At 51.1% G+C, this 20788-nt stretch carries 22 protein-coding genes; 14 read left to right on the forward strand and 8 right to left on the reverse strand.

What is annotated here, in order from left to right; genetic code table 11:
* Positions 1 to 4: 4 nt before the first annotated feature.
* The 4 genes from AACH41_RS02325 to AACH41_RS02340 are packed head-to-tail and all read left to right on the forward strand — an operon-like array spanning position 5 to position 2570.
* A complete protein-coding gene (locus AACH41_RS02325) occupies positions 5 to 685 on the forward strand; it encodes a Fe2+-dependent dioxygenase (protein WP_275356606.1) in 681 nt (226 codons plus the stop codon).
* 4 nt (positions 686 to 689) lie between these two features.
* Entirely contained in the window at positions 690 to 1736 is a 1047-nt protein-coding gene (locus tag AACH41_RS02330) for an alpha-hydroxy acid oxidase (protein WP_275356607.1), read from the forward strand.
* Between the two features lie 13 nt (positions 1737 to 1749).
* Entirely contained in the window at positions 1750 to 2028 is a 279-nt protein-coding gene (locus tag AACH41_RS02335) for a PepSY domain-containing protein (protein ID WP_275356608.1), read from the forward strand.
* Between the two features lie 8 nt (positions 2029 to 2036).
* Entirely contained in the window at positions 2037 to 2570 is a 534-nt protein-coding gene (locus tag AACH41_RS02340) for a cytochrome b/b6 domain-containing protein (RefSeq protein WP_338656454.1), read from the forward strand.
* Positions 2571 to 2585: 15 nt separating this feature from the next.
* On the opposite strand, the gene AACH41_RS02345 is transcribed toward AACH41_RS02340, so the two are convergent.
* Together AACH41_RS02345 and nadC are read right to left on the reverse strand one after the other, a co-directional pair.
* Positions 2586 to 4376 (reverse strand): GspE/PulE family protein, encoded by a 1791-nt coding sequence (locus tag AACH41_RS02345; RefSeq protein WP_338656456.1) that lies wholly within the window; start codon positions 4374 to 4376, stop codon positions 2586 to 2588.
* A gap of 785 nt (positions 4377 to 5161) precedes the next feature.
* Entirely contained in the window at positions 5162 to 6031 is an 870-nt protein-coding gene (nadC, locus tag AACH41_RS02350; protein WP_338656458.1) for a carboxylating nicotinate-nucleotide diphosphorylase, read from the reverse strand.
* 164 nt (positions 6032 to 6195) lie between these two features.
* Between nadC and AACH41_RS02355 the strand changes: the two genes are divergently transcribed.
* The 4 genes from AACH41_RS02355 (at position 6196) to AACH41_RS02370 (ending at position 10543) form a co-directional block, all read left to right on the forward strand.
* Positions 6196 to 6819 carry a glutathione S-transferase N-terminal domain-containing protein gene (locus AACH41_RS02355; RefSeq protein WP_338656459.1) on the forward strand — a complete coding sequence of 208 codons (624 nt, stop codon included), beginning with the start codon at positions 6196 to 6198 and terminating at the stop codon, positions 6817 to 6819.
* A gap of 244 nt (positions 6820 to 7063) precedes the next feature.
* On the forward strand, positions 7064 to 7261 hold the full coding sequence (locus AACH41_RS02360; RefSeq protein ID WP_194749262.1) for a hypothetical protein: 198 nt from the start codon (positions 7064 to 7066) through the stop codon (positions 7259 to 7261).
* A gap of 176 nt (positions 7262 to 7437) precedes the next feature.
* Positions 7438 to 8094 carry a PEP-CTERM sorting domain-containing protein gene (locus AACH41_RS02365; RefSeq protein WP_194749263.1) on the forward strand — a complete coding sequence of 219 codons (657 nt, stop codon included), beginning with the start codon at positions 7438 to 7440 and terminating at the stop codon, positions 8092 to 8094.
* Positions 8095 to 8344: 250 nt separating this feature from the next.
* Positions 8345 to 10543, forward strand: coding sequence for a TonB-dependent receptor (locus AACH41_RS02370; protein ID WP_338656460.1), 2199 nt, complete (start codon positions 8345 to 8347; stop codon positions 10541 to 10543).
* 33 nt (positions 10544 to 10576) lie between these two features.
* Here the strand turns inward: AACH41_RS02370 and AACH41_RS02375 are convergent, their stop codons facing one another.
* The 3 genes from AACH41_RS02375 to AACH41_RS02385 form a co-directional block, all read right to left on the reverse strand.
* Positions 10577 to 10906, reverse strand: a complete 330-nt coding sequence (locus AACH41_RS02375; protein WP_194749265.1) for a hypothetical protein — start codon at positions 10904 to 10906, stop codon at positions 10577 to 10579.
* A 94-nt stretch (positions 10907 to 11000) separates the two neighbouring features.
* A complete protein-coding gene (gene mnmA / locus AACH41_RS02380; RefSeq protein ID WP_338656461.1) occupies positions 11001 to 12095 on the reverse strand; it encodes a tRNA 2-thiouridine(34) synthase MnmA in 1095 nt (364 codons plus the stop codon).
* Complete coding sequence (locus tag AACH41_RS02385) at positions 12092 to 12583, reverse strand: NUDIX hydrolase (protein WP_275356616.1); 492 nt, start codon at positions 12581 to 12583, stop codon at positions 12092 to 12094. Before AACH41_RS02385 ends, mnmA begins: the two co-directional genes overlap by 4 nt.
* Before the next feature lie 181 nt (positions 12584 to 12764).
* Between AACH41_RS02385 and AACH41_RS02390 the strand changes: the two genes are divergently transcribed.
* Together AACH41_RS02390 and AACH41_RS02395 are read left to right on the forward strand one after the other, a co-directional pair.
* Complete coding sequence (locus tag AACH41_RS02390) at positions 12765 to 13049, forward strand: ribbon-helix-helix protein, CopG family (RefSeq protein ID WP_338656463.1); 285 nt, start codon at positions 12765 to 12767, stop codon at positions 13047 to 13049.
* Positions 13050 to 13051: 2 nt separating this feature from the next.
* Positions 13052 to 13351, forward strand: coding sequence for a type II toxin-antitoxin system RelE/ParE family toxin (locus AACH41_RS02395; protein ID WP_338656464.1), 300 nt, complete (start codon positions 13052 to 13054; stop codon positions 13349 to 13351).
* A 130-nt stretch (positions 13352 to 13481) separates the two neighbouring features.
* Here AACH41_RS02395 and AACH41_RS02400 read toward each other — a convergent pair whose 3' ends face one another.
* The 3 genes from AACH41_RS02400 to AACH41_RS02410 form a co-directional block, all read right to left on the reverse strand.
* Positions 13482 to 14435 (reverse strand): DUF2971 domain-containing protein, encoded by a 954-nt coding sequence (locus AACH41_RS02400; protein ID WP_338656466.1) that lies wholly within the window; start codon positions 14433 to 14435, stop codon positions 13482 to 13484.
* A 108-nt stretch (positions 14436 to 14543) separates the two neighbouring features.
* Entirely contained in the window at positions 14544 to 15179 is a 636-nt protein-coding gene (locus AACH41_RS02405) for a YchE family NAAT transporter (protein WP_338656467.1), read from the reverse strand.
* Between the two features lie 45 nt (positions 15180 to 15224).
* Positions 15225 to 17159, reverse strand: a complete 1935-nt coding sequence (locus AACH41_RS02410) for a U32 family peptidase (protein ID WP_338656469.1) — start codon at positions 17157 to 17159, stop codon at positions 15225 to 15227.
* A gap of 110 nt (positions 17160 to 17269) precedes the next feature.
* On the opposite strand from AACH41_RS02410, the gene AACH41_RS02415 reads away from it, so the two are divergent.
* From AACH41_RS02415 to dacB, 4 genes are read left to right on the forward strand one after another with little or no spacing between them, the layout of a single operon-like run.
* On the forward strand, positions 17270 to 17554 hold the full coding sequence (locus AACH41_RS02415; RefSeq protein WP_018987653.1) for a hypothetical protein: 285 nt from the start codon (positions 17270 to 17272) through the stop codon (positions 17552 to 17554).
* Entirely contained in the window at positions 17551 to 17850 is a 300-nt protein-coding gene (locus tag AACH41_RS02420) for a type II toxin-antitoxin system RelE/ParE family toxin (protein WP_338656472.1), read from the forward strand. Before AACH41_RS02415 ends, AACH41_RS02420 begins: the two co-directional genes overlap by 4 nt.
* Entirely contained in the window at positions 17847 to 19160 is a 1314-nt protein-coding gene (gene bioA / locus AACH41_RS02425) for an adenosylmethionine--8-amino-7-oxononanoate transaminase (RefSeq protein ID WP_338656473.1), read from the forward strand. The genes AACH41_RS02420 and bioA overlap by 4 nt, the downstream gene beginning before the upstream one ends.
* Positions 19160 to 20569, forward strand: coding sequence for a D-alanyl-D-alanine carboxypeptidase/D-alanyl-D-alanine-endopeptidase (gene dacB / locus AACH41_RS02430; RefSeq protein WP_338656474.1), 1410 nt, complete (start codon positions 19160 to 19162; stop codon positions 20567 to 20569). Before bioA ends, dacB begins: the two co-directional genes overlap by 1 nt.
* Positions 20570 to 20788: the final 219 nt, after the last annotated feature.

Here is a 20788-nt window from a genome sequence, read left to right on the forward strand (position 1 = left end):
TAATTTGCTGTTAAGTTTACCGGGGGTTTTGCTTGAAGAAGAGCTGCATACTATCCGTGCCTTGCTGAAGCAGGCGCAATGGGTGGATGGCCGCACAACCGCCGGTATTCAGGCAGCCAGTGTTAAAAACAACCAGCAGCTGGCCGAAGACGACCCGTTGCTGGCACAAATCCGCAGGATCGTGTTGCAGGCATTGCAGCGCGATCCTTTATTTTTTTCGGCCGCTTTGCCAGACAAAATCTTGCCGCCTTTTGTGAATCGTTATGCGGGTGAGACCAATGCCTATGGATTTCACGTCGATAGTGCCATGCGTCACATGCCGGATGGCAGTGCGCGGGTACGGGCAGATGTTTCGGCTACCCTGTTTTTTAACGACCCGGATGAATATGAAGGCGGTGAGCTGGTGGTGCAGGATGTGTTTGGTGACCAGCGCATCAAGCTCAAAGCGGGTGCTATCGTCATTTATCCCTCTAGCTCGGTGCATGCGGTGACGCCGGTCACGCGTGGTGAGCGCTTGGCTAGCTTTATGTTTATTCAGAGCATGGTGCGCGACGCCGCGCAACGGCGCATGCTATTTGATATGGATATGGCCTTGGTCCGCTTGCGCCAGCAACAAGGGGAAACGCCAGAAGTGGTGCAGTTAACCGGCATTTACCATAACCTGTTGCGCCAGTGGGCGCTCTAAGCGAATGCAGTCCTTACCTTTGCTCCCCTATTTTGCCCAGCAAGCGCAAGCCAAATTGCCAGCTGATGTCTGGCATTATTTGCAGTCAGATGCCGGGAACGGGTTGCAATTGCAGGTCAACGAAACGGGCTGGCAAAGCAAGAAGGTCTGTCCACGTCCACTCCTGCCCCTCCATCAACCGAACACGAGTTGTAGCATTTTTGGCGAGCAATGGGCGCATCCCATCCTGTTGGCGCCAGTGGCTTATCAGCGCTTGTTTCATGCCGATGGCGAGATTGGCACCGCTGTCGCTTGCAATGCCCAGCAGGGGCAGATGATGGTGAGCAGTCTGGCCAGTCAACCTGTGAGCGAGATTGTAGCGCAGGCACAACAACCGCTCTGGTTTCAGCTCTATTGGCAAGGTGACCGCGAGCAAACCGCGGCGTTATTGCATAAAGCCGTGGCAGCTGGTATCAGCGCAGTCGTGTTCACTGTCGATGCGCCAGTCAAGCAAGCTTTAATTGATTTACCAGACAGGATTTCGGCAGTCAATCTGGCGCAGCCACTCAGCATGCGTCCTGTGCAAGCGGGCCAAAGCCAAGTGTTCGATGGCTGGATGACGCAGGCGCCGACTTGGGACGATGTGGCCTGGCTCAGGCAGCAAGTGAACCTCCCCTTGCTACTGAAAGGTCTGATGCATGTAGAGGATGCCCGGCGGGCGGTGGAATGCGGCTGTGACGGCGTGGTCATTTCCAATCACGGTGGCCGCGTGCTTGATAGCACTCCGTCAGTGGCGGCAGTGCTGCCAACGATCGTGGCTGCCGTGGGTAGCCAATGCAAAATCCTGGTGGATAGTGGTATCCGCTCCGGGCAAGATGTGTTTAAAGCGCTGGCGTTGGGCGCCGATGCCGTTTGTATTGGTCGCCCTTACATCTGGGGCCTGGCTGCAGAAGGCGCGATGGGCGTAGCAAAAGTGATCCGCACATTGCGTGATGAGCTGGAAATGACCATGGCGTTGACTGGCGTTTCGAATTTGGCAGAGCTGCGCCAGGTAGAATTGTTTGAATCATGAAAAGGACGTTTTGATGAAAAAAATTGGTTTTTCACTCTTGTTGGCAATCGGCCTGCTGCATGCACAAGCTGCGTTGGCCGCGGCGGATTGCAAATCCTATCCAAAAGAGGAGTGGGCTTCAGAAGATACCCTTAAGGAAGCGCTGGAAGCAGAAGGCTATACCATCAAAAAATTTAAAGTAGATGGTAATTGTTATGAAATTTATGGCCGTAACAAAGAGGGTAAGAAGGTTGAGATTTACTTCGACATGAAAACGCTGGCGATCGTCAAAGCCATCGGCTTGAAAGACTAAGTGGGGAGATGTTGCAGCCATCCGCAATGCTTTGGCCCTGGTGGGTGCGTCTGAGTCACTGGCTGGTGGCAGCCGGGGTGATGGCATTGTGGCTGATGAGCCATGTCTGGTATGAAACGGATGCGCTACATCGCACGGTTGGCTACGCTGTGCTGGCAATCATTATGATCCGCATCATGGCCGGGTGTTTTAGCGCATACCCAAGTTCGCGCTTTCATCTGCCCGGCCTGCGTGACATCCGCTTGCACATTGCAGAAGTGCGTCAAGCAAGACTGTCTGTGCATGTCGGGCACAATCCCCTAGGTCAATGGGCCGTGTATGTCATCTGGATGCTGATTGCCTTGCTGGCGCTGACTGGCTGGTTAAGCCGCACCGATGCCTTTTGGGGCGAAGAGGGGCCGGTTGTAACTCATGCACTGTTGAGTTGGTTACTGATGGCCGTGATTGCGTTGCATATTGTTGCGGTGATCTGGATTGGACGCTTGTCCAAGCAGCATTTAGTGCGGCAAATGTGGCATGGCCGCATTCACTTACGCAAATAAGCGGGCCTTGCGCCTTTAATCTACTTCAATCGGTGGGGCAACCTTGAGCACTTCGTCTACGGTTGTCAGGCCTGCCGCAATTTTCTCAGCACCGTTTAGCATCAAAGGTTGCATCCCCGCTTGCGTGGCAGCCTGTCTGAGTTGGATCAAATCGGTTTCAGGCGTGATCAGTTTGCGTAAGGTCGGTGTGAGTGTCAGCATCTCATAAATCCCGGTGCGACCACGGTAACCCGTGTTGCGGCACTCCTTGCAGCCCACGGCTTTCATGATTTTTGCCGGTTTGGCGGCCTTGAACGGGCGCGTAACGCTGGCCCATTCTGCGTCAGAAATGGTGGCTTCTGTTTTGCAATGCGGGCACAAGGTGCGCACCAGCCGTTGCGCCATAATCCCTAGCAGGCTGGAATGTATCAGGTAGGCAGGCACGCCTAAATCCAGCAAGCGCGTGACAGCCGATGGCGCATCGTTGGTGTGCAGCGTGGATAGCACCAGGTGGCCGGTCAGCGCGGCCTGAATCGCCATATCGGCGGTTTCCTGATCGCGGATCTCGCCGACCATGATAATGTCGGGGTCTTGGCGCATCAGTGTACGTATGCCTTCGGCAAAGCCCAGGCCGATATTCTGTGTCACCTGCATCTGGTTAAAGGCCGGCTCTATCATCTCAATCGGGTCTTCTACCGTACATACATTGACTTCATCGGTCGCCAATTGCTTGAGTGTGGTATACAGCGTGGTGGTTTTGCCCGAGCCGGTAGGCCCGGTGACCAGAATGATGCCGTTGGGCTGGTGAGTCCACTGTGCCCATTGCTCGCCCTGACGCTTGGAAAAACCGAGTAACTGAAAATCCTGTACCAGCACGTCCGGCTTGAAAATCCGCATCACCAGTTTTTCGCCAAACGCGGTCGGCATGGTCGATAAGCGTAATTCAACCTCCTTGCCATCAGTGTCTACGGTTTTGACACGACCATCCTGCGGGCGGCGTTTCTCCACCATGTCCATCCGCCCCAGCAGCTTGATGCGGCTGGTAATCGCATTCATGATATTGCTCGGCAGCTGATAAACCTGATGCAATACACCGTCGATGCGGAAACGCATCAAGCCCAGATTGCGGCGCGGTTCCAGGTGGATATCACTGGCGCGCTGCTCGAAGGCATATTTAAACAACCAGTCGACAATGCTCACCACGTGCTGTTCATTCGCATCCAGTTGGCGGTCTTTGCCCAGCTCAATCAACTGTTCAAAGTTTTGTACGCCGACAATTTGCCCGGCCTTGGCGGCATTCGCAGATTGAATCGCTGCAGAAAGCTGATACACCTCGGGCAAATAACGCTGCAAGTCCAGCGGATTCACCATCACCACTTCAATGCGCAACTTCAGCATCCGCTCCAGATCATGCAGCCAGGTCTGGTGGAATGGATCGGCCGTCGCAATTGTGGCCACCCCATTCCTGACCGTAATCGGCATGATGCGCAGGCGCTCGGCATAGGCTTGCGACACAATTTGCGCCGCGGCACTAAAGTCCAGTTTTAGGGGGTCGATTTGATAATAAGGCACTGCAGCCTGCTCTGCCACAAAGCGGCTCAGGGCCTCTACAGTCAATAATTGATTGGGGTTTTGTAAATCCGGCCATTTTTGCTCGGCCACAATCACAACCGGGTGAATTTTGGAGCTGTCCCGCTTGCGATCTTTATAAAGCTTTTCAGCCTGGACTTTATCTGCATGCCCATGAGCAACCAGCATGCGTAACAAATCCGAGAGCCGCAGGCTCTCTATGGTTTTGGGCGAGGAAACGGGGATTGGACTATTCATGTCACATGCTGGCTAGACTAGCTGCAAATGATGCAAGAGTCATGCCATCAGGAGGTGGCAGAAATGGTCATATTGGTTAGATTTGAAATGTGTTTAGCCCGGGGTGTCTAAAGGTTTTTAATTTGAATCTGTCACTTATTGTTGAGCGTTATTAAGTTTTGATTTGGGGAAAATCTTGATGGATGTTTCTTAAAGAGATATTTTTTGCCTCTAGGCGAGTTGCTTTCTGGTGCTTTTCTACCAGAAAGCAATCTAAGAGGAGGACACCCAGCCATCACTGGCTTCGGCTGCCTTGCGTTGCTCGGTAAAGTGGGCTGCCATCAAAACTCGCCCTGGCGGCTTGCACAAACCGCAAGCCACTGCGGAACTCAAACAGTTGATGGCAGAAAGCTCCCACTTCATCTGCGCTACTCAGCGTGATGGGATGGGATTTATCTCGTCAAAGTCACACTGTTGAAGTTTGGACGCTTGCAAAAACCAATTCTTTTATTCAATCCACTGACCGTTACGCTCATCTGGTGTTCGGGGTCCCCCTCTGCCGCACGCTTTAATTAAAAGAGTGCAACGCAGGATTGGCGGGGGTCTTCGGCCATCGTCTGTTTAAGCTCCGCAGTGGCTTGCGTTTTGTGCAAGCCGCTAGGGCGAGTTTCGATGGCCGCCCGGCAAATCGAGTGGCACAGTAAAGAACGGTCACCTAAAGGTGAAAGCAATGGTTATTCAATCTAGCCAAAGCTTAAAGAATAACTTTTTACTGCGTTATTTAAATCGTCTGCGCGGATGTTCTATCACTTCATCTGTATCCGCATACTCAAATCCACCGCCTGAATATTTTTAGTCAGTGCCCCAATCGAAATCCGGTCTACGCCTGTTTCCGCAATCGCCCGCACTGTCGTTAAGTCCACATTGCCCGATGCTTCCAGCAAGGCTTGTTTTTGATTGATTGCGACAGCTTTGCGCAAGTCTTCCAGCGTGAAATTATCGAGCAAGATACTGGTGGCGCCGGCATCCAGCGCTTGCTGCAGTTCATCCAGTGTTTCCACTTCGATCTGGATATTATCCGTGCTGCGCATGGCGAAGGCGGCTTCAAGCACGGCGGCAATCGAGCCTGCGGCGGCGATATGGTTTTCCTTGATCAGGATGCCGTCGTACAAGGCCAGCCGTTGGTTGGCGCCACCGCCAGCGAGCACAGCATATTTTTGTGCCAGACGCAGGCCAGGCAGGGTCTTGCGCGTATCGAGAATTTGAGTAGGGAGTTCACCAATCGCGTCAACATAGCGGCGGGTGTGAGTGGCTACTGCAGAAAGCGTTTGCAAAAAGTTGAGGGCCGGGCGTTCGGCACTGAGCATGGCGCGAGCGTCGCCATGAATATGGACCAGCGCTTGATTGGGGACGACGCGGTCACCGTCTTTTACCAGCCATTCGATCTGGATGCTGCGATCCAACTGCGCAAAGCACTGTTGCGCCCAGGCGCAGCCGCAGAGAATGGCAGCCTCACGGCTGATAATGGTCGCGCTGGCCTGGGTGCCGGCAGGGATTAGTGCAGCGGTCAGGTCGCCTTTGCCCAGGTCTTCTGCCAGGGCCGATTGCACTTGCGCCGCTATCAGATCGGCATTTAAGTAGTCGGGCAAGTGTTGGTAAAGTGATGCAGTAGTCATGAGCAGCTCAGTCAATTTAAAATTTATGCAGATGAGCGTTCTAAGCCCATGGCAAAAGCTATTATAATAAAAGCACCCCAAGACCAGCGAGTTTTGTACCATCGTATTGCGTCATGGGGTATTTTTTCGGTAAAAGTACTCTTCAATCCGGCTCACATCACACTATGCAGCTTTTATATACGGTTAACAGTCCCTATGCACGTAAAGTGCGTATCGTCGCCATTGAGAAACATATTGACCTGACTTTGACGGAGGTCGTGCTGTCTGCGCTGGATTGTCCCGTGAGCCAGCACAACCCGTTGGGTAAGGTTCCGGTGCTGGTGCTGGATGATGGCGACGCCTTGTATGATTCACGCGTGATTGTCGAGTATCTGGATCATCGTACGCCGGTGGCCCACCTGATTCCGCAAGACCACTCAGCCAAAATCAAGGTCCGTCGCTGGGAGTCACTTGCCGATGGTGTGTGCGATGCTGCCGTGGCGGTGATCTTGGAACAACGCAAGCCAGAGGTGCAGCAGTCTGCGCCATGGATAGAAAAGCAATTTGCCAAGGTGACGGCTGGCCTGACCGTGCTTGATAATGACTTGCTAAAGAAAAAGTGGTGTGTCAACGAAACGTTCAGTCTGGCAGACATTGCCCTGGGCACCGCGCTGGGCTACATAGACTTGCGTTTTAAAAATGTGCAATGGGAAGGCAAATACTGGCAAGAGAAGTTTCCTAATCTGGCCAAACATTACGGGGTGCTGGTAAAGCGTCCCAGCTTCAAGCAAACCATGCCACAGCCTTAAGGCACCTTATCTCAGCATTCCGTCCTAAGCTGTCGGGATGCTGTCTTGATTTTCTCCAGTTGATCTTCAGCCGTTCACCTTGTGATGCGGCGCTTTCCCCTCGTCTGCCTTCTTTTTCATTCTGCCTTTTGGCCTCACTGCATCTATCCACTTAAGCTTAATCACCGATCGTATTTTTACGTTGCAAAACTAAATGATAATTGTTATCATTTAAGAATACTCAAAAACATGATCAATACATGCTATGCAGGCAATGAATGCACCAGTCAAAAAAAGATTGCTAGAACTGCTGGATGAGCTCATCGCTCATGATGGCTTCGGTAGCATCAAAGTGGATATACGCCTGCTCAAGCGGGGCCAGAAAGAAGTCATTATTGATTGCGGCAAGCAGTACCGCTATGTGGTTGATTTTGAGTCCAGGCAGGAGAAGCAAGGCGCCTGACCATGCGTGATTAAAACAACATCACTTTTATTTTTTAATTTCAATTTTATTGCCATGCGCAAAGCGTGGCGATTGAAATACTCAACGGTGTGGGTCCGTGAGACTTCATTTTAAAAAAATGGCGCGATGGCCTTCGAGAGGAAGGGGCACAAGCGCTCGTTGAGGAGAAATAAATCATGAAATTTTCAGCTTTGGCATTCACCTTAGGCATGCTGTTCAATAGTTCCGCGTTTGCGACCCAGGCAGTATGGGACACCGCCAATCCCTGGGGGAGTCTGACACCAGCGAGTTATGCTGAGTGGAACGTGTTTAACAGCACCAATGACAATACACCAGATGTCGCTGTGACTGCCGGGATCACCGCTTCTGTGCAAGAAACTACAGGCGGTGCTTTTATCACTGGCGGGGGCAATATTTATAGTTTCTCTGGTGCTACGGCATTCACCGCGACCTTGAGCGGTGCCAGCACAGGCCTGTTTGATGTCTATCTGCGTATTGCAACCTTGGGCACCCTGGCCAACAGTTCAGCAACCTTGAATGGCGTTACAGCGACTTCCGTGTTGCAGTTTAACGAAGATCAAGGCACCGTGATGGGAGGGGCAACTGCTGAACAAGAGTTGTATTGGAAATGGAGCAATGTCGCCGCTTCCAGCCTGTATACCTTTAAATTCAATGCCAATTCATCCAGTATGAGTTTGGATCAATTGGCATTGGCCGCCGTGTCTGTGCCTACTGTGACACCGGTGCCTGAACCTGAGGCCTTTAGTCTGATGGGCTTGGGACTGGGTTTGATGGCATTTGTCGCGCGCCGCAACGCAAAAAAACAAGCCTGATTCCCATTCGGCTGACCATGGCAAAGGGGCTGTTTAGCCCCTTTCTTGCGCGCCCACTTATTTTCGTTAAATGAACATCACCGGTTTAAAGCGGGCTCGCTCTCTTGCGATCCTCTCCAGTTGCCTGTCTGAAAAAAGCTTCATTCGCACAAGGTTAACCTTGTTTGTGGGGCTGTGTTGGCTCGCCTGTTTTTTTTGGCCTCACGCCGCCTGGGCTGAGCAGCCAATACCAGACGTGGAGGCAACGGACGTGCAAACGCCCCCTGCGTCTCCAGCACCCACGATAAAACAGCCAGTGGCCGAGGAGGTGGATACGCTGCCTGAGGTCACCATCCAGGAAAAAAAACAAAAAGCGCCCGAGACTGGGATCAATCCAACCTTGCCGGTTACCACCATTACCAGCGAACAATTGCAACGTGCCCAGCCCAGCAATATTTTTGATGCGGTCAGAGCCGTGCCAGGGGTGTCTATCTCTGGCGGACCACGGCCGAGTGGCATGACGTTTGGGATTCGAGGCTACGTGGACAATGAAGACGTGCTGGTGAAAGTGGATGGCGTGCCCAAAGGATTTGAGAAATACCGTATGGGCGGGACATTTATCGAGCCGGAATTATTAAAAAGCATAGAGGTGCAACGTGGGCCGCAGATTTCGAGTGGTTCCGGATCACTGGGCGGCACCGTCAATGCGACGACTAAAAATGCTGAAGACTTTTTAAAACCCGGCCAACACTATGGCGGCAAGGCCAAGTTTGGCTATGGCAATAACAGCGATGAATATTCACGTTCCTATCTGCTGTATGCGCGCCCCGATGAACGCGTGGATATTTTGTATAACTATTCCAATCGGCAGGCCAATAATTTGACCTTGGGCGATGGCTCCAAGCTACAAAGTTCTGCGATTGAATCTATTTCACAGTTGCTCAAGGTCAGTGTGTTTCCAACCGAAGACTTGCAGTTGGTGACCTCTGTGGTGAAGTTTGAGGATACCGGGCTACAACCCTATGATGCGACAGGCGGACAACCCGGTTTCTTTGGCAATGTGGTGCGTTCGGTGGATGATCTCACCTGGTCAGAGACAGTGAACTACGATCCTCAACACCCGTGGATCAACTTTAAGGGCACTATCGGCGCCGGGCATACGCATTTGCAAGATGTGATTGGTCAGGGTGCGCCGTTCAATTCCACGTTTAATGCCTTGCAAAGGCAGTGTCAGGGTGTCATCAATACGACAAATCCCGCGGATACCACGACTTGCCGCGGCAATTTGACGGATACGTACGAATATAAAACAAACACCGTAGACCTGAGCAACCGGGCAATCTTTGCTGAGAAAGATCTATGGTCTGTTTCGTTACTGACGGGCTACCAATACAACGCCAGCGAACGTGAAATTACCCGCTTCTTCGACAATCGGAAGACCGCGTTACAAGCGCTTTATCCCGACGGCTTTAATGCCTCAGCGCCGCCAGGGCGCAAGTCATTTCATGCCGTTTATGTGCAACCAAAGTTTGAGTTCGGCGCATTTTCAGTGATCCCGGGCTATCGCCAGGACCGTTATCAAGTAGAGGCTGATGGAGGGACTTTGGCCTTGCTCGCCCCCTATGGCCAGGCAAGTACCATCAAATTCAAACAAGAGACCTGGAGTCTGGGCCTGGCCTATGATGCCTTAGCCAAACAAAACCCCGACAAACTAACCTTTTACAGCAATTACGGGCAAGGCTTCAGGCCGCCCCTGATTGATGAATATTTTACGCAGGGGCCGTTCAGCCGTTGTCGTGCGCAAGTCATGACAACCAAGGGGCCGAAGTCGCAGATTTGTGGGGATTTGTATGTGCCGCAGCGCTCTGAAACCACCGAGGCCGGGGTGAGTTATCAAACACCGCACTTGTTCAATAGCACTATCTGGTTTTCAGGCAAGCTGAATTTTTATCACACCTATACCTCGCATTTGCTGACCTCATTGCGTGAAGATGCCAATGGCAATCTTGCGCAAGATGGTTGGGAGCGCAGAAACGGGGTTGAGGTTGAAAGCTTTTTGCAATATCGTGGGTGGTATCTGCGTAGTGCGTATTCCAGAATCAATGGTGGGATTAATACCGGGCTGGTCAGTGCGCCGTTGTATACCGCGCCAGGCAATACCTTCAATGTGCAGCTGGGCGCCGTGCTCTCAGAGGCAGTCGATCTGAACCTCAGTTACCGCAAGGTTTCTGACCGGGATATCCTGTTAAGTGGGGATGGCACCACCGCCAGCCCTTACCTGTTTGGGACACAGGACGGCTATGCGCTTTGGAATGCAGGTGCCCGTTGGCAGGCGAGTAAACATGTGACGTTACGACTGATCGGTGAAAATCTCAAAAATACGCTGTATCGCCTGGATGGCACCATGGGCGGCCTGGGTATGTACGGCCCTGGCCGGAATGTGAAATTTCAGGTTGAGCTGACCTACTAGCCAAGATGGGACATTGGCGGTTGACGACCGCTGCTAGAGTGGGCCCAAATCGTCATCGCCCAGCAGATGCAGCTTGTTTTTGTGACGCAAGGTTTGACGCTCGTTCAAGCGTTTTTGTGCGGGGCTCGGGAAGTCGGTAAAGCTGATCAGGTTACGCTCAATCAAAATGCCAATCAGGTCTTCGAGCACGCGCGCGAGCTGAATGTCACTCTCACGGAAGGTGTGGTGCCTTTTGAGTTCGTCATCCAGAAAACACAAATACTCTGTGTCGGTATTATCTATTTCCACCCAGTCCGCAGCCACTTGCGTATCCGGGCTGGCCGCAATAATCGCACCTTGGTTATTTTTTAAGACGTAGGCCATCAGGTGTCATTCCTTGTCACTTGGCAGTGTATTTTGATTAAATGGTGTAAACAAAAGCAATAACCATGCCTCGCGCTTGCGATCTCAACCCGGGTTAAAGCGCACCCGTGATGATGCCGCCGCCCAGACAGACGTTGCTTTCGTAAACGACCACACTTTGCCCTGGTGTGATGGCCCATTGATGCTGACCAAAGCGAATAGTTGCTTCTTCTGCATTCACCGCATCGACCTCGCAAGGCGCATCCGGCTGGCGATAACGGGTTTTGGCCGCATATACCCAGTTGGTACGCGGCTCTTCGCCACTAATCCAGTGCAGTTGTCCCGCTTTCAGCCCGTCGGATTTCAGAAGCGGGTGATCATGGCCTTGTACCACAATCAGCTCGTTATCGGCCATGTGCTTGGCGGCGACAAACCACGGCTCGCCATTGCTTTCACGGCTACCGCCTATCTTGAGCCCCTGGCGCTGACCAATGGTGTAATACATCAAGCCTTCATGCTCGCCAACCACTTTGCCTTCGGGCGTACGCATCACGCCAGGATGACGCGGCAGGTAGCGCTGTAAAAACTCCTGAAACGGCCGCTCGCCAATAAAGCAGATACCAGTTGAATCCTTTTTCTCGGCATTGGCCAAACCATATTCCCGTGCAATTTCACGCACTTCACGCTTGAGGTATTTGCCTAACGGAAACAGCGTTTTTGACAACTGCGCCTGATTGAGGCGTGACAAAAAGTAACTCTGGTCTTTGCTGCCATCATCGGCTTTAAGCAGTTGAAAATTGCCTGGCTGGATCGGGTTTTCACGCACTTGTGCATAATGTCCCGTGGCGATTAAGTCTGCGCCCATCCCCATGGCATGGTCCAAAAACGCCTTGAACTTGATCTCGGCGTTACACAAAATATCCGGGTTGGGCGTGCGGCCCGCCTGATATTCCTGTAAAAAGTTAGCGAACACTCGCTCTTTATACTCGGCGCTAAAATTCACGGTTTCAATGTCAATGCCAATTCTATCTGCCGCAGATACCGCATCAATCAGGTCCTGGCGAGAAGAGCAATACTCATCCGTATCATCGTCTTCCCAGTTCTTCATGAATAAACCGGTGACCTCATAGCCTTGCTGTTTCAACAACAAAGCGGTCACGGAGGAATCAACGCCGCCGGACAACCCGACGATCACATGTGGCTTACTCATAATGCTTGGCCCAAATGCTTCAAAATATCTAAAGAATAACGTTTCCCTGCGAGGTAGTCTTGCACGCACAACAATACTTGCGGGCTACGCATCAACTCGCCTTCGGCCGCAATCTCTGCTTCGGTTTTCCACACTGTGCGGAGAATACCATCATCCAAGGCCTGCTCTGGATAATGCGCACCCAATTTGCCAGTAAAGGCAAAACGCAAATAGGTAATGCCATTAAGCGGATGCTGCCAGTGATAAATACCCACAATCGCTTCTGGCGTGAAATCGTAAGCCGTCTCTTCCAGCGTCTCGCGGATCGCCGCGGCAATAATGGTCTCGTTTTCTTCCAGATGCCCGGCGGGCTGGTTAAAGCGATTACCTCTGTCCGTGGTTTCTTCCACTAACAAAAACTTGCCATCTTGCTCGATGATGGCCGCAACGGTGACGTTAGGCTTCCATTGATGCGACGATTTGGAGGGTTGCAGAACAGAAGAATTCAAGATGTGCGGGTTTCGTTAAAAAAACGCTATTTTACCGCTATGTGATTGATTGGGCGAGGGATAGTTTTTGCTGCGGAGCAGCTAAAAGTCCGTTTAGCCCTCATTCACCAAACTAATGCATTGTTTATTTTGTAGCACAAATGTGCTACATTTGGGTTTGGCTTTATATCTGGAGTGCATCATGACAACCACCACTATTCGATTACCTGATGAGTTGAAAGCGCGCGTGTCAGAAGCAGCAAAACGCGCGGGGACAACAACACACGGGTTTATTCTAGAAGCGATTGCTGAAAAGACTGCCCTTGATGAAAGACGTGCAGACTTTAGAGGAGAAGCTGAAGCGCGTTATGCGAAAGTGATTGCATCAGGGGAGTCCATCGCTTGGGATGACATGAAAAACTATCTCAAAGCCAACATTGCCAACCAGGAAACTCCTTTACCCAAAAGCCGCAAGCTTGTGCGCTAGTCATGGCAACGATAGAACTCGCGCCCGAAGTGGGCGAGGACTTTAGAAGGATACTGGAACACTTGAATGCGTTTCAGGTTGAAAAACCACAGCAACGCATTGAGCAAATCATCCATGCGATCGACATCCTCACCCACAGCCCACTGATCGGTCGTCCTGCCGATTCTGGACTTAGAGAGCTGGTCATAGGTCGGCGTTCAAATGGATACATCGCACTTTATCGCTATATTTCAGAGATTGATACCGTTTTTATTTTAGCCATCAGGAGCCAAAATGAGGCTGGCTATGCTGAACGGGATTGAAGCTATGCCTGAGTTCATAACGGTTTTGCGGAGGTTAGTGAGTGTAGGGCATCTGTTTACGGTGCGCCTTATGAGCGTTTGTGTTTTATTCCCATGCGGCGGGACTGTAAACGAGTCCGACCTATTAGTTCTAAACACGCAATGGTATTTCTGATATTTGGACGATCTTTTCAGGGTCTTCAATATCTAGATCTCTTAACAGCATCACAAAAGACTCGTAAGTGATCCACGGGTGTTCGCATGGGCCAATAATTATCTTCTTAATCATGTCTTTGAATCGTTTATTACCCCAATTCATAGAAGAAAACTTTAACTTTAGAATTTTCTGCGGTGTGCCATTAATGGTTTCAATGTCATATGTTATGTACTCTGTATTGTGCCTTTTCTTTTCGGGCAGAATGCTTGGATTCATTATGAGTCTCCATTCTTTTTCCTCCTGAAAGCCCTGGTGTTTATTACAAAGTGCAGTAAGCCGCAGAATATCAAATAGCATATGACCTATGTTTTTAGTATCCAAAGTCTTTATAAGGTCTAAATTGTTTGATATTGAGTTTGCCAAATTAGCAATCTCATCTTTCAATTGTTGGTCTGATAAGTATGCTACAGAGCTGAAAGCGCAAGTTACTGGGGGGCTGTTAAAAAATAACGCTTGATCAAAAACGATAGAGACGCCAGATCTTCCTCCATAAGCACGCCACATTGAAAGCGTTCCCAAATCATCCTCTGGCAGATGCTCTGAAAAACAAGATATAAATTGATCATTTTTGATGTGAAACCCCCAATTTTTTAATGATTTAAAAACATCATCAAATATGTCTGGAGCTATTTGATCAAATGCTTGCTTTAATGCGTTTCCTTCTGATGAGGTTTCAAGTAGGTTGCAAAGCATATTTTTTCCATGTTCGAACTCTTTAAAATCATTCATTACCGTTACATTTCTGAGCCAGATTTCTTGGTTTTGAATAATTTTTAAGGCAGTTGCTGCTTGAGTGTAATGGCTAAAGCACAACTCATTCTTTATTACCCTCTGAACTTGTTTCATATGATAGGGGAAGAAAACGTAGTCTAATTCTGTTGCAGCCATTATTATTCTTTCTCAAAAGTAAAAATAACAATTGCCAGTATGCTTGGCATTTTGTGTTCTCGCTACAACCTCAATAAGGTATTCCGCAGGTAGGTATTCTTGGCAAGTTTATCCAAACAGCTTGGGAAACAAGCCCTCTAACCCATGCGCAATAAACTCCACCGACATCGCCGCCAAAATTAAGCCCATTAAGCGGGTGACGATATTAATCCCGATCTTGCCCAGGTAGTGGGTAATGCCATCAGCCAGTTGTAACAGTCCCCAGATAAATAATGAGATCAAGGCAATTGGTAACATCAGGCTCAAGTGCCCCCAAAAGCCGGGATGTTGCTGAGCGGTGAGGATCATGCTGGAAATGGCGCCGGGGCCGGCCAATAGCGGGATGCTGAGTGGGACGATGGCGATGACTTCACGTTCGCTTAAGTCTTGCGCTTCTTCAGGGGTTTGGCGTGTGGCGCTTTGTTTGCCGTGCATCATGGAGATGGAGATCAGTAAGAGCAAAATACCGCCGCCGACCTGAAACGAGGGGATGGTAATGCCAAAAAAGTCCAGAATCAGGTCGCCAAAAAAGGCTGAGACACCCAGCACAATCATGACGGTGATGGCGACAGTGCGGGCGGTGCGCGAGCGCTCTTCTTTACTCCAGCCGCTGGTGGCGCTGATGAAAATCGGCAGGCAACCAATGGGGTTGACGATGGCGATGAGGGCGATGGCCACTTTAATCAGGTATGCGTATTCGGTCATGCTTTTTCAGACTCCCAAGTGCGGCTGGTGGCGTTGAGCAGGGGCTTATGCCGGACGTTTATCGAAAAATGTGATCGGCTGCGGCGGCGGGATTTGCAAAATATGTTTTCGCACTTTGCCCATCACATGCATTTCGCACGGTTTGCAGTCGAATTTGAGTGTATACCTGTCGTTACCGCTAATCAGTGTCATTGGCTCAGCCGTCACCGTGCCTTGTACACCGATGACACCTTTGGCTTCTTTGGGGCACAGGCCATGGCTAAAGCGCAGGCAGTGTTTGGTGATCATCACCGGCACTTCGTCTAGCATTTCATTCGCTTCATACGCATTGGCGATGAGTTTGACGCCGTGCTTGTGGTAAAAGTCGCGTGCTTTCTGGTTGTAGACGTTAGCTAAATAACTCAGACTGTCTTGCGGGTAAAGTGCTGGTGGCTCGGCCGCTGTTCTTAATGCCGGGCGTTCGTAGCCCAAGGTGCGGACGGCTTGTAATTGGTCGATGGCTTCACGGCGTAGCTGGTTGACCACAGAGGCGGGTATGAACCAGAACTGGGTCAATTCCAGGCCAATGTCATTGGCGACGAAGTCGGTATTCCCCAGTTTGGAGAGGTTTTCACGCAGGGAGGCGGCGGCTTTTTCTGCATCGTTGGCAGGCTGTTTTTCGGCGGCACATTGCGCGGTGGCGCTAAAGCCTTGTTCATCGGTGAGGGTCAGTGCAAAACCGTCACGGGTTTCATACAGCACAGCATCCAGGACGATTTTGCGTGTTGCAGACTCTTTTTCCAGCAGGCGCATAAAAGCATGATCGCGGTTGCGGTATAGCTGCGTGTTGTTGCGGATATCAGTCGGCATTTCATTGGGAAACAGCCGTTGCGTGTATTTGTCTATTGCTTGTACTGTATTCACGCGTAGCCCGACGAGCTCTTTGTGGACGTCAAAAAAGCAGACGCCGTCACCGTTATGCAGTTCGATTTCGGTTGCCACATCAATAAAGTCTTTGCCCACTTTACGCACTTTGCCCAGTTCTTCCCCGGCAAATTTTGGCGTATCAAAGGCACCAATATCGGCCTGTCTGCCGTTGGCAAAATAATCGGTGGCGCTGCGGTTAAAGGTTTTTTCCGGTTGCGGGGTGAAGGTGTACGTCGCATGTCCGGCCGAAGATTTGCTGTATTCCGGCATCTCTTCCAGAATCTCGTCCAGCAATTGCCGATAATGCGCGGTGGCGTTTTTCACATAGGGCAGGTCTTTGTAGCGGCCCTCGATTTTAAAGCTACTGACGCCTGCCGCAATCAGCGCGCGCAGGTTGGCGCTCTGGTCGTTGTCTTTCATCGACAAATAATGCTTATCTTTGCCGATGATGCGGCCTTTCTGGTCTTCCAGTGTATAAGGCAGCCGGCATTCTTGTGAGCATTCCCCACGGTTGGCGCTGCGTCCTGTATGCGCATGGCTGATAAAGCACTGGCCACTAAATGCCACGCATAGGGCACCGTGGATAAAGTACTCCAGGTTGGCGGTGGTCGCATCGGCAATTTTCTTTACCGTTGCAATATCCAGTTCGCGCGCCAGCACCAGCTGGCTAAAGCCGACCTGGTCTAAAAATTGTGCTTTTTCGACGGTACGGATATCGGTTTGCGTACTGGCATGCAGCTGAATAGGCGGCAAGTCCATCTCCAGCAAGCCCATGTCCTGCACGATCAATGCATCGACGCCACAGTCATACAATTGATGCACCAGCTGGCGCACGCCTTCAAGCTCGTTGTCATGAAAAATCGTATTGAGCGCGACAAACACCTCGGCATGAAAGCGATGTGCATGCGTGACCAGCCTGGCAATGTCCTGCACGGTATTGGGTGCCTTGGCGCGAGCACCAAACGCCGGGCCACCGATATACACGGCGTCAGCGCCATGGTTAATCGCTTCGATACCGAAATCGGCATTTTTTGCCGGGGCGAGCAGTTCGAGATGTTTGCGGGTTTTTTGCATGGATAATGCATATAAATCAATAAGATGCGCACTATAGCACAAAGAAGCATTTGACAGGCAAAGGTTGCGGTGTTACTTTGGTAACACTTTTTCGGTTTGAGGGGAAAATCATGGCAACCACCAGCTTAAAGTTACCCGATAGTTTAAAAGATCGTGTGAGTAACTTAGTGTCAAACACAGACAAAACTGCTCACGCATTTATGGTAGAAGCCATTGCAGAAAAGGCTGCACGTGAAGAACAAGAACGCGCATTTATGGCACGGGCTGAGGCATCTTTACAGCATTATCGTGAAACTGGTATTTCTTATGCGGCTGAGGACGTGCACGCGTATGTGCGAGCAAAGCTGAATGGTCAGCCTCTGCCCGACTTGATTCCAGTAAAAGATAAAAAATGAGCCAGCAACTCTGCCGAGTGGAATATGCGCTGGATGCGCGAGAAGATTTGATTCGGCTCAGCATGTTTCATCAAGATCATCTCGAGTTAGCGAATCACATTTTGTTTGTGATCAGTGATGGGATTGATTTGTTAAAAAAGCATCCTTTAGTTGGCAGGCAGCTACCAAACGGTTTAAGAGAGTTAGTGATTTCGCATGGCAGCACAGGCTATTTGGCGCGCTATCAATATGATGAGCTCGCAAATTTAGTGCTGGTGCTAGCGATTAAACACCAAAGAGAAGTGGATTACCATTGAACAACCCTGAGTTATTACAACGCTCCCTGCGTGCCGTCTGGCACCCTTGCACGCAAATGAAGCATCATGAGCGCTATCCTCTGGTGCCGATTGCACGTGGCGAAGGTGCCTGGTTGTTTGATAGTGAAGGCAAGGGTTACCTCGACGCCGTCAGCAGTTGGTGGGTCAATTTATTCGGGCATAACCAGCCCGTCATCAAAGAGGCGATTAAATCCCAGCTTGATCAGTTAGAGCATGTGATGCTGGCCGGATTTACGCACGAACCCGTGGTGAAGTTATCGGAAAAACTTTCTACGCTGACGGGATTGGGGCACGCGTTCTACGGCTCAGATGGGGCCAGTGCCACCGAGATCGCACTCAAGATGAGCTTTCATTACTGGCGCAATATCGGGCAACCGGAAAAAACTAAATTCATTAGCTTGCAAAATAGCTATCACGGCGAAACGCTGGGTGCACTCAGTGTGACCGATGTCGCCATTTTTAAAGACACCTATGCGCCCCTGATTTTGCAGTCGGCACAAATGCCCAGCCCGGATAGCCGACTGGCGGAGCCTGGTGAAACGGAAGAGGCATATGCCTTGCGTTGTGCTGAGGCGCTGGAAGCCTATGTGGCCGCGCATCATGCCACCCTGGCTGCGTTTATTATCGAACCTTTGGTACAAGGTGCAGCAGGCATGGCGATGTATCACCCGGTGTATTTGCAGCGAGCGCGTGAAATTTGTAGTCGTTATCAGGTGCATTTAATTGCGGATGAAATTGCTGTCGGTTTTGGCCGCACTGGTACGCTGTTTGCCTGCGAACAAGCTGGGGAGAAGGTCAGCGATATTGCAGATTTTATCTGCCTGTCCAAAGGCATCACAGGAGGCTACCTGCCGTTATCAGTGGTGCTGACCAGAGATGAAGTGTATAAAGCGTTTTATCATGACCAGACCGTCAAAGGTTTTTTACATAGCCATAGTTATACGGGTAATCCGCTGGCTTGCAGTGCGGCGTTGGCCACATTGGCGCTATTTGAGGCGACGGATGTGCTGGGGCAAAACCGTGAGACGGCGCAGGCTTTGCTGAGCGCCGTTGAGCACTATGATTTTGCCATGCAACATGTGCGCCAGCGCGGCATGATTACGGCTTTTGAGGTCGTGACGCAAAACCCGCAGTTCGCGCGGGATTGTTATGCCGCGGCCTTAAAGCATGGCCTGCTGTTGCGGCCAATCGGCAACACCGTTTACTGGATGCCGCCCTATTGCCTGACGCAATCGGATCAGCAGCATCTGGTGGAAGCTACACGGGCAGCGGTGATGGAGAGCATGTAATGCGCTGGTGGCTACTGTTTGCCAGTCTGTGGCCGGCGCTGGCGCAGGCGGCCTTGCCCGCCAGTTTGCAAGACGCACTCGCCAAAGCGCAACTGCCGCTTGAGAGTGTAGCAATTGTTGTACAGCCGGTGGAAGGCGGGCCGCCTTTGATCAGCCATCATGCGTCCAAAGCCATGAATCCCGCCAGCGTCATGAAGCTGGTCACCACCTATGTTGCGCTAGAGGCGCTGACGCCTGCCTATCGCTGGAAAACCGAAGTCTATCGCAATGGGCCGCTCAATCAAGGCGTGCTTGAGGGTGATTTGATCATCAAAGGCGCAGGTGACCCGGCACTCAATGTTGCAGAGTTCTGGCGCTTGTTGCAACAAATACAGCAACAAGGCGTGCGCCAGATCAAAGGCAATCTGCTACTCGATTTAACCCTATATGCGCCTGAAGTCAGCCAACGGCCCGTGCTGGATGATGAACCTTGGCGCGCCTACAACGCCAACCCCAGTGCGCTATTGCTCAATGGCCGCAATACCAGCTTCCGTTTTTCGGTCAGCAGTCAGGCGAATAAGCCCGCCGTGCTCATCGCGCAAGAATTTGAGTTGCCGAATATCCATATCATCAACACCATGCAAGCGCGCAAAGGGGCCTGCAATGACTGGCGCAGTGACTTGCATTACAGCGTCACCCCGCAGCCGGATGGGGTCACCGTGGCCTTTAGTGGCACACTGCCCGAGCAGTGTGATGAGCGCTACCTTGAGTTGAGTGTGCTGTCTGATACGCAATATGTGTATGCCACGTTTAAAAAACTGTGGGCGCAATTGGGCGGGCAGTTTAACGGACAATTGGCACTGGCTCCGGTCACGGATGCGGCGATCCCGCTCACGACCTGGTCATCGCCACCGCTGGATTCGGTGGTGCGCGACATCAATAAGTGGAGCAACAATGTCATGGCGCGCCAGGTGATGCTGACGATTGCGCAAGATGCCGGGTTTACGCCCGCGGATGAAGCCGGAGCTGCTTTGGCACTCAAGCAGGTTTTGCGTCAGCGTGGTTTGGTGTTTTCTGAGCTGGTGCTTGAAAATGGGTCTGGGTTATCGCGCAATGAACGTATCAGTGCGGAACATTTGGCGCAGTTGCTCGTCACAGCCTATCAGCGTCCGGCGATGCCGGTGTTTATGGCTTCTTTGCCTATTTTAGGCATGGATGGCACCACCAAAAAGCGACTGGCCGATAGCACGAGCAAAGGCATGGCTTATCTCAAAACCGGCTCGCTTGAGGGCGTGAGCAGTCTGGCTGGCTATGTGCAGGATCAGGCGGGCAAGCGCTATGTGCTGGTGATCGTCGCTAACCATGTGCGGGCATCGGCCGTGCGTGCGGTGCAGGATCTGTTATTAAAACAACTGATAGAAGGTTATTGAACCCAGATTTTCGATTAGGCGATTTTCAATCTACTTGAATGCCAACTTGTCCATTTTGCGTCTTTTTTGCGTAAATTTTCGGCCAATAGAATGACTATTAACCTCAAATTTCCGTAAAAAATCCATCAAACTGTCCTTCGTTGTCATTTCAAGTCCTAATAGAAAATCTGGGTTGAACAACACACTAAAGAATTTGTGGGCAAAAGCGCGTAAAATGAC

This window comes from Methylophilus sp. DW102 (genome assembly GCF_037076555.1).
Taxonomy (GTDB): domain Bacteria; phylum Pseudomonadota; class Gammaproteobacteria; order Burkholderiales; family Methylophilaceae; genus Methylophilus; species Methylophilus glucosoxydans.